Source organism: Coprobacter sp. (genome assembly GCF_982436375.1).
The window spans coordinates 1-9,631 of the sequence record NZ_CEWDCG010000120.1 but is presented as its reverse complement, the minus strand read 5'-3'; the positions used below and the strand labels follow the sequence as shown (position 1 = coordinate 9,631).

At 40.2% G+C, this 9,631-nt stretch carries 5 protein-coding genes; 1 reads left to right on the top strand and 4 read right to left on the bottom strand.

All coding sequences use genetic code 11. From position 1 onward, the window contains the following. Positions 1-40: 40 nt before the first annotated feature. Genes AC1WHX_RS07875 through AC1WHX_RS07860 form a run of 4 tightly spaced genes read right to left on the bottom strand, consistent with a single transcriptional unit; the run spans position 41 to position 8,544 of the window. Positions 41-1,327, bottom strand: coding sequence for a glycoside hydrolase family 99-like domain-containing protein (locus AC1WHX_RS07875; protein WP_122338288.1), 1,287 nt, complete (start codon positions 1,325-1,327; stop codon positions 41-43). An 11-nt stretch (positions 1,328-1,338) separates the two neighbouring features. Next, positions 1,339-3,291: a SusD/RagB family nutrient-binding outer membrane lipoprotein gene (locus AC1WHX_RS07870; protein WP_122338287.1), complete on the bottom strand. Its 1,953-nt coding sequence runs from the start codon at positions 3,289-3,291 to the stop codon at positions 1,339-1,341. A gap of 12 nt (positions 3,292-3,303) precedes the next feature. Beyond that, the gene (locus tag AC1WHX_RS07865; protein ID WP_122338286.1) at positions 3,304-6,621 is read right to left on the bottom strand and encodes a SusC/RagA family TonB-linked outer membrane protein; all 3,318 of its coding nucleotides are present in this window, start codon (positions 6,619-6,621) and stop codon (positions 3,304-3,306) included. Positions 6,622-6,675: 54 nt separating this feature from the next. Then, on the bottom strand, positions 6,676-8,544 hold the full coding sequence (locus AC1WHX_RS07860) for a T9SS type A sorting domain-containing protein (RefSeq protein ID WP_303115511.1): 1,869 nt from the start codon (positions 8,542-8,544) through the stop codon (positions 6,676-6,678). Between the two features lie 308 nt (positions 8,545-8,852). Here AC1WHX_RS07860 and AC1WHX_RS07855 point away from each other — a divergent pair, with 308 nt between their 5' ends. Next, entirely contained in the window at positions 8,853-9,581 is a 729-nt protein-coding gene (locus AC1WHX_RS07855; protein ID WP_303115513.1) for an MBL fold metallo-hydrolase, read from the top strand. The last annotated feature ends 50 nt before the right edge of the window (positions 9,582-9,631 follow it).

Sequence of the window (9,631 nt, the reverse complement as noted above, 5' to 3'; positions counted from 1 at the left end):
ATACAATAAACTATTCGAAATGATGATATTTAATTTAGAATCAGAGTTTAAATTGTTCTCTTAATATATCGAGATAAGTCATTCCATAACCGTTTCCGTATTCCGGATCGGTAGGTTCTATTGCTGAATAGTACGCCCAATCATTGAAAGATTCGAGGAATACGATCCGAGTACCGCCCAAATGTCTTTTTGCAACGTTACACATCGTTCGGAAGGTGTCGGGATTTTTATCCACTATCGGTTGGTTATATTGGTTACCCATATTTATGTAAGCATTACGGGACGGGCTGATCGTCGGTATAAAATCGATCTGGAAATGTGACGCAGCAAACTCTTGGTTATATTTCCAATTCTGATCGATCATTTGAGGATACATGTAAGCACGGTTAAAATTATTCTGATCATACATGCTCTTTGTGGTAATCGCATCGACTTTTCCAGCACAATGGAAAACCTCGAAGCGTCCGGTAGGCGCCCAAGCATCTTGCTGTGCTACTATAAATATTTCTTTTCCACAAGCTTCACGAACTGCTGTACGCAATTTATCATAAAGAGCTTTCGAATCTTTCGTATAAATTTTGTGCGGATTAAAGATGACTACCAGAGGTCTCCCGTTTATATGATAATAATTGTCATCTCCAAAATAATTTACGGCTATTTGTTCAAAAGCTTTACACATAATGTCTGTCCGTGACATTTTTTCTCCCGTACTGATTGTTTCATCCGGCATATCTTCGATCAGTTTGCTATTACTCAATCCATTAGTAATATTATTGGGGTTGATGGAAATTGCATATCTCAACCTTCCGTTTTCACGCTGTAATTGTACCGGATTTCCGGTGATTGTCTCTCCTGTATCGTCATCGGTATATTCTGCGCCTTTTTTACCTCCGAGAACATCGGTCATTGTCACATTTCCACTATTCAGAAATGTTTTAAGATCGATTTGTATAGCCGGCAATATAAAGAAGTCGATTCTACCTTGTATTGCCCAATCTACTTGTTGTTGGTATAACTCTACCGATTCGGGATTTTTGACATCGAAATTCATTTGTTCTGTCAATATCGGTCTCACGTTTGCACCGAGTTGTCCTTTCGATTGATCCCAAGGTTGAGCTAAACGGGCTAATTTACCGTCATCCAAATTTCCTCTTTGATAATAAAATGCACCTACCGGGCAATCTGCCGTTAGTTCGACATTCGGGATCTCATAGTTCAGGAAATGATCTTCGACCGAAGGTCCTCGGTCTTTGTCACAACCGGATAATCCGGCTATTAACCCTAATCCCATTACCAATTTTAAAGTATGATTTATGTAAGTTCTCATAACAAAGTCTATTATTTAGGTTCGTAAGTACTGATAACTGTCGCTTTGTAACCGATATATTTGCGCAATAATTTGCTGCTGGTTACATCCGGATATATTTTTTGGACGTTTTTGATAAATTCTTCTTCTGTATTGCCGTACCATTTTTGTAAATGCCGGCTGCTGTAAGCGATGGTCCGGTTCATATAGTTAGCATCAGCATTTTCCAATAAAGGATTAACTAAAGACATTTTCAAATGAGTTTGAAGGTTGTCTCCTTTGCGTATGTTGTTTATCGGATACGGACTTTGTGCCAACAAGTCAGAAACGGCATTCCAGTAGGCGGCAGTGTTATTTGTTATTTCAGACAAAGGATATACGTATCTCTCGGGGATAAAGTCGTATGTTCCGTTACTTCCTTCTGTTGTGCTGTTACAGAAAAACGGAGGAAATTTCAATACTCGGGTACGACGTTCGAGACACCAAGCCGAATATCCGTTGAAGTAGTCGGCTATATAACGTTGTTTGATAATTTGTTCCAAGTGATTATCAAAATCTCCTTCTCCGTTAATATCTGCATGATAGAGACAGCGGAAGTCGGTCAATCCTTTTCCGTTCGTGTTCCATTTGATACCGTTTTGTTCTTTATATTCTTTTACCGCACTTGTTAATCCGTATTGAGCAAAAGAGGCTTCTATTCCTTCGTAATAATAACCTTCTGCCGATTTAGATCCTATTCCGTACCGTAAAGCAGCTTCGGCTTTTAGGAAACAGGCATCTGCCCAGTTCATGATGATATGTTTCGCATCCGGTTTGATGAAGTCATAGTTGATCAAAGACCATTGAGTTGCCAATATACCGGTATAAGGCGATTCATATTTGGTAGTACCGTTCGGAGAGTTCGGGTCGATAGCAACCTCCCAGCCGCGAGGTAAAATTCCGCTACGTTCAGGACTCGGCAGGTGTGGAATACGATAAGTTACGGCGATGGAATCCCTAAATCCCGGTTCGTATGGGTTGGGACGGGTTATTGTATCGTTTACTGTGTATTGATTCAGTGTTTCTGTCGGGTCTACGAACGCTTCTAACCGAGGATCGTTATATGATCTCAAATAAATGAAAAAATATTCGTTTATACGAGGGTAGTCTCCTTCACGGAATCCTTCTGTCGGAATTTTTTTCAAAAAACGGTTGTAGTAGTAAGATACGTCATTCGAAACGTCACTACCCCATGCCGGAGCAACCATATCGTCTAAAGAAGCAATAATCCAGTCTTCATGTTCCATACATTCCCGGGCGTGTTGTTCTGCCAGATCGGGTGCAATATTGGTTGCACGCATAGCGACTTCCAGACGAAGAGTATTGGCAAATTTGCGCCATTTGATGATGTCGCTGGTTGTTCCGCTTGTACCTCTGAATACAGGATCTTTTTTCAATACGTCGGTCGTGCTGGCGTCAGGGTTAAAGCTTTCGGATGCTTTTTTCAGTATATCCAGGATTTGCCGGTACATTTCTTCTTCTGTATCGTGTTTTACGAGGAATTTATTCGGATCGAAAATCATGGCGTCAGACAAGGGCATGCCTCCATACATAGATACGACGATCGAGTAAATATAAGCTTTCCATGTCCTGACGATAGCTACTCGGTTTTCATAGCCCGGAACACCGTCATATTGACGTTCGCTCAATTCAAGATCACGGATGATTTCGACATAAAATTTTTTGTAAAAAGAATCCGATGTACTTTCATTCATATCGACAGAGCCTCCGAAATGTCCGGAATAGCGTGCCCACCAGCACATTTGGTTATAATTGAGCTCTGCCATGGCATTGATTGTCTTATATACCGATCCCGGAAAAATACTTTCCATATTTGCTTCGTATATTTTGTTGGGATTGATATTTATATCTTCGAAGTTATCGGTGCAGGAAACCGCAGTGCCCAATGCGATGGCTGTACAGATAGATATTATTGTTTTTTTCACAAATGTGTTTGTTTAGAATGATACTTTCAGGTCAAAACCATAATTTGCCGAAGGCAGGGCAAAACCCATTTCAAGGCCTTGTCCGTTGCTTGTCGTACTTGTAGCTTCCGGATCAAGTCCTCTCGGCGTATTTTGAAGTATGATTGCCAGGTTACGTCCGACTGCAGCTATACGTGCCGATTTGAACGGGGTTTTTCTCAAGAATTTTTTCGGTAGATTATATCCGATACTTACTTCACGCAATTTGATATAAGAAGCGTCATATACATATCTGCTTAGTTGTCTGGAAGATTCTCCTTGCCAGTAGTTTTGCGGTTCATAGGCTATATTGCAAGGTTGACCGGCCCAGAATGCTACACTTTCGTTGTACACCCGATTAGGAGCATATACGCCTTTGGGACGTGATGCATCTATATACGGGACATAGTTGGCTGCGTAGTCGGTATTGGCCTTGTTTGTGTATTGCGGTTGCAAAAAGCCCCGGCGTTCTTCTGTATTTTCTCCGACAATCAGATTACTGTAAAGATATTCTTCACGACCGTCCAAAGATTGTACCGTGAGTCCGTTACGAGATCCTTCATATCCCGAATAGGACCAAACTTTACCGCCTTTTTTGAAGTCGAAGTGGAATCCGAAGTCTAAGTCTCTCCATCTGAATTTATTACTCCATCCTCCGATCCAGTCGGGAGATACCGAGCCGAAATAGTGATCGACCTCTTGAGCATAACGGCCTTCTGCATTTACAAGGAACTGGCCTTGCTCATTTCTCACCGGATCGGTACCATACATTTGTCCGTAAGGTTTACCGACTTCGGCATATACTTGTACACCGTTCAGTCCGTTCCATGAGGTCAACATATAACGGCTTACTCCATCGATGAGCGATACGACTTCCGAATTATTTTTCGACCAGTTGAGAGAGGTTGTCCATTCGAAATCTTTTGTTCTTACCGGTGTTCCGGTCACTGTGAGTTCTGTTCCCCAGTTCCGTATTTCTCCGGCATTGAACATCAGTTGATTAGCTCCACGTGCTGCAGTGACATCTGCCCGTACGATTTGGTCGAAAGTAGATTTATCATAATAAGTAACATCTATATTCAAACGATTTTTGAAGAAACGGAGGTCAGCCCCGACTTCCCATGAACGAGTCGTTTCCGGCTTTATATTCGGATTTTTTTCCAGATTATCGCGTTCGAACCAAGACATGTCCAGATAAGAACCTTTATAGCTGTAACTGCTATATAACATGTCGAATCCGGTATCATTACCTACTTTTGCAATAGAACCTCGGATTTTACCGAATGATAACACTTTGTTGATAGCTGTGTTTTTTAGTAATTCGCTGAATACAAAGCTGATACTTCCGGAGGGATAAAAATAAGACCAATTGCCGCGACCTAAAGCGGAGGACCAGTCGTTGCGTCCGGTTACGTCCAAATAGATAAAGTCCCCATATCCGAAGCTGGCAGTAGCGAATACCGATTCTTTTGTTTTTTTGTTATATCCTGTAGTCGCTTTTATTTGAGCAGCATTGTTTTCGAGGCTCTTTACGTCAGGTTGCATCAGTGCATTTACCCGGTCTTGGATCTTTTTGCTTTGTTGCGTACGCACCGAACCTCCGAAATTGGCATTGATGCTGAACTTTTTAATTCGTTTGTTATACATCAACAAGGCTTCGTAGTTGTTGTTGTATGAATTTTCCTGAAATTCGTCGTATTGTCCGTCGACATCGAACGGAGAGTTGTAGTTGGAGAATGTCCATCCCGATCCGGTCTGTATATCCGTTGCTCCCCGTAATCTGAGTCTTAATCCTTTGTAAAGATCGAAATTCAATGTAATATCACCGAAGAACCATTGTTTGGTATCTGCATTCGAGGTTTCGTGCATAGACCAATACGGATTTTGGAATCCTCTGAAAGAGTGAGGTGTACCGTCCGGATTTTTATAATCGGATAATTCTTCGTACGATGCGTCACGAGGAACTTGGGTCAGCATGTAGATCGGGTTTCGGTTTGAATTATTACGGAATGCGCGGTTATCTACATTGTCTATCGTATAACGGGTATTGACATCGATACTTAACCATTTTTTTAGTTTCATCGTAGTGCGTAGGTTGAAAGCGTGTCTGTCTCGTTCGTTAAATCCTTCCAATATATCGTTCCCGTGGGTATTGGTATAAGAAAAACGGATAGATGCAATTTCTGCAACTTTATCGATCGATACGCTGTTGGTCATCATATAACCGGTTTGATAGAGTCCGCTGATATTATTGTCTCCGGGGACATATTTTTTTACTTGTCCGTTGCGTCCGATTACATCAAATCCCAGCATCGGCATACCGAAACACAATTGCGAATAATCGGTCGTAAGGTTTGCCATTCCGTAGGGTAATGAAGGATCATACCAGCTTTTATCGTATGTGTTGATTCCTGTATGTAGTTGTCCGGCGTTACCGCTTCCGTAAACATTCTGGTACATCGGGTATTGGTATAATGTGTTGAACATCATGTTAAATCCATACGAAACACCGAGTCCTGCTTTGCGAGAAGCTTTTTTTGTCGTGATCAGAATAACTCCGTTTGCACCGTCCGATCCATATAAGGCGGCTGCATTAGCGCCTTTCAATACTTCGATGCTTTCGATATCATCGGGATTGATGTTGTTTGCGGCGTTACCGTAATCCATGTCATCGACTTCTCCCATTTCGTTCATAATAGGAATACCGTCTATGACATATAGCGGCTGATTGTTCCCGGTAAGAGAGTTATTTCCACGAATAACGACACGTGTTGAAGATGTCGGTCCGCCGGCCGAAATAAATTGCACGCCGGATACTTTTCCGGACAGCATGTTCAGCAAGTTTGCATCCCGGACTTCTGTTGTCGTACCGATGTCGATAGATTGGCGGGCATATCCTAAAGATTTAGCATCCCGGCTTATTCCTAAAGCGGTGACAACGACTTCATCCAATTTTTTCGTGTCTTCGGCAAGTGTTACTTTAATGTCCTTTTTATTTTTGTCTATACGGACATTTTGTGCTTTATATCCGATAAAAGAAACTCGTATCAAAGAATTTTCTTTGACCTGAATACTGAATTTTCCTTCTATATTGGTAACGGTGCTTGCTGTACCTCCGACTACGGATATATTGGCGCCTATGATCACGTCACCGTTTTCATCGACAACCGTACCATTGACCTTTATCGTTGAATTTTGTGCAAAAGTTGTTCCGAACGATAAAAATGCGATCAACAGAAACAGTGCGAATCTGAGAACCGGATGGTGATATGCACCGGTACTTTCTGTTTTTCTGTTTTTTAAATGTTTCATGGTTTGTTATAAATGTGTGAATATTATTTTAGCTGAAATCTCTCATATAAACCGTTATCGGATCATGATTTTCTGGGAATATGTTTTTCCGCCTGATACTACGCGGATAATGTAAATATCCGGGTTCAGATTGTTTACATAAATTTCTTCCCGAGTATTTTGTCCGGATAGTTTCTCTGATGTGATCAAATTCCCAGATAAACTATAAATCTCGGCTTTTTCGATTTTTTGTGTAGATTCTACGACCAAACCGTTGTTTGTGTAGTAAGCTTTTACTGTTGCTTCCTCTTGGTCTGATTCTATTTCTGTTTTTTCTACAGCCAAAGCATATATGTCATAATCGAGTTCTTCTTCGGTAGCTTCGCAAGAGCCAGCATAACATTTACCATTGGTAAAGGGCCGGATCTTTCCGACTTGGTCGGTATTGATATTCAGGGCTTGTAAGTATTGGGCATTACCGTAGTTCATTGCTTTATCCGATATTTTCGAATCCAAAGGTATGGCAAAGCATTCTTCAGCATAGTAATCGAAATAGGAGGAAAGACCGGATAGAGAACCGCTGTTAGCAAAATAGTCGAAATAGTTGTTTTTGGTAAAGTCTGTTCCTTCAGCAGTTCTTTTTTGCATGTTGTCGTAACTGTCATGCCCTATAAATGAGTTTTGTATCTCTAATTCGGATTGTTCTATGTTCGGATATTGAACCATAAAGTCCGAATTTACCATATTGGTAACATCGCCCGATTTGTTGTTTTCTATGATACAATTGTAGAAACGTTTCGTCAGTTTTTTGCAGTCGTTCATGATATAAACAGCACCGCCGTTACCTTCATTTCCGGTGGTGGTATTATAGGTCATCGTACAGTTTACCACATCGAATGTAGAGTTTTCCATACCTTTACCTAAGTAAAACACGCCTCCTTTTTGTTTACAATAGTTTCCGTACATGGTACAATTTACAAAGAGTATCTCATCGGTCGTATTGGCTCTGTCGTTTTCAAAAAACAGTACGCCTCCGTTATCTCCATTGGCTTTGTTAAGATTGAAAGTAGTATTTTCGAATACCATTTTTAGGTTCTTTTTGTCGGTACGATGCTTCATATATATAGCACCGCCACGATTCGAAACATAATTAGAAACGACTTTAACATCTCTAAAATATACATCTACGGCTTCTTGCGGTTCAGTCCCGAAGAATGCTCCTTCCGATCCGCTTACATCACTGCAATCGTTGCTTACAAACGAGGTGTTATACACCCTTAATTTACCTCCTTGAGAAGCGATGCATCCCCCGTCTTTGTTGCTGTTACCCATAAACAGACAATTGCGAACGGTAACTTCGTATTTTTCCAAATCGGTAGCTGTCATAAAAATAGCTCCTCCGAATTTGTGGGAATCATCATAAACTTTACCGTAGTTTTGATTATTCTGGAAAGAAACATTGTCAAATTCCACATTAGCATTCCGAATGAAACAGCCGGCTCCTTTATCGGATGTAGGATTTCCTTCTTTAATGCTCAGGTTTCGGATGGTTACTTTTTTATTCAGCCCGTCCAGTCGCAGGCATGTTGTCGTTTTGTTTCCCGTAAAGCCGGTTTTAGTTCGGGTTTGGTTCGGGTCACCGCTGATCGTTAATCCTTTATCCAGAATTTTGACACCTTGATTGTTCTTATTATAAGCGTCGCTGTTATAAATTTTATCAGCAGGCTCTTGACTTATGTCAATAATTCCCAAAAGGACGATTTCATCGCCTTCCTCCGCTGCATCTACAGCTTTGGACATAGTTTTAAATGCGTTTCCGGATGATGATCCGTCTGCAGAATCATCGCCTTCCGGAGATACGAAAAGTTGCTTTGCAGAAAGAGGAAATAAAATGAAGCAACTCAAAATTACGCTGATCGCAATTTTACAAATTGTACTTTTCATGTCATAATTATTATTGGTTAAGAAATGATTAAGAAACACTTGCAAAAGTATTTTTGTACGCTAATCAATATGCGTTATTGAGGATTATTTATTGCTTAATATTCGATATGTGCACTTAATTTTTGTGTTAAATCATGACTAAAACGAGGTAAAATAGGCTTATATTAATTCTGATTTAAAGAGTTGTATTATAATGAATTTGTATCTTGAATGGCATTCCGTATTATTTGTTTATTAATTTTTTTTATGTGAAATCACGCATTTATTCTTTCTTCTAAAGTGTTATCTTTGAATATAAACTTTTTAATATGAGATTGACCTATATTTACCATAGCGGTTTTGCAATAGAAGGGGAGAATTTTACGATAATAATCGACTATTATAGAGATTCTGACGGTGAAAATGACGGTATAGTTCATGATTCTTTATTGCATCGAGCAGGGAAATTATATGTCTTATCTACACACTCTCATTCAGATCATTTTAATCCGGAGATTTTAGAGTGGAAACAGCATCGTCCGGATATTCAATATATATTTTCTCGGGATATATTGGAAGATCGACATGTTCGGTTTGATGGTGCTGTCTATCTTTCTCCATCTGAATTGTATCATGATAATACGCTTTGTATTCAGGCTTTCGGTTCTACCGATGTAGGGTGTTCTTTTTTGATAGAGGTAGCGGGAAAACTTGTTTTTCATGCAGGAGATTTGAATAATTGGCATTGGAAAGAAGAATCGACGATGGAGGAATCAGCAGAATATGAAGCTGCTTATCTGCATGAATTGGAGATATTGGCGAGAGTTACGAATCGTTTCGATTTAGTGATGTTTCCGATAGACCCTCGTTTAGGGCGGGAATATATGCTCGGGGCAGAACAATTTGTTTGTCGTTTTGCTGTCGGTTGTTTTGCTCCGATGCACTTCCATGACCAGTATGAAAAAGCTGCGGCATTTCGCTCGTTTGCTGAGAAAAACGGCTCTTTATTTATCGGATGGTCTTTCCCCGGTGAGACAGTAGAATTGCCTGATTATTGAGTTTTTTATTGGAAAATCTAAATAGATTCTTAATTTTATTGAACTAATCT

Coding starts and splice junctions, on each gene's coding strand:
- AC1WHX_RS07875 (WP_122338288.1), bottom strand. CDS start 1,327: ATGAGAACTTACATAAATCATACTTTAAAATTGGTAATGGGATTAGGG.
- AC1WHX_RS07865 (WP_122338286.1), bottom strand. CDS start 6,621: ATGAAACATTTAAAAAACAGAAAAACAGAAAGTACCGGTGCATATCAC.
- AC1WHX_RS07860 (WP_303115511.1), bottom strand. CDS start 8,544: ATGAAAAGTACAATTTGTAAAATTGCGATCAGCGTAATTTTGAGTTGC.
- AC1WHX_RS07855 (WP_303115513.1), top strand. CDS start 8,853: ATGAGATTGACCTATATTTACCATAGCGGTTTTGCAATAGAAGGGGAG.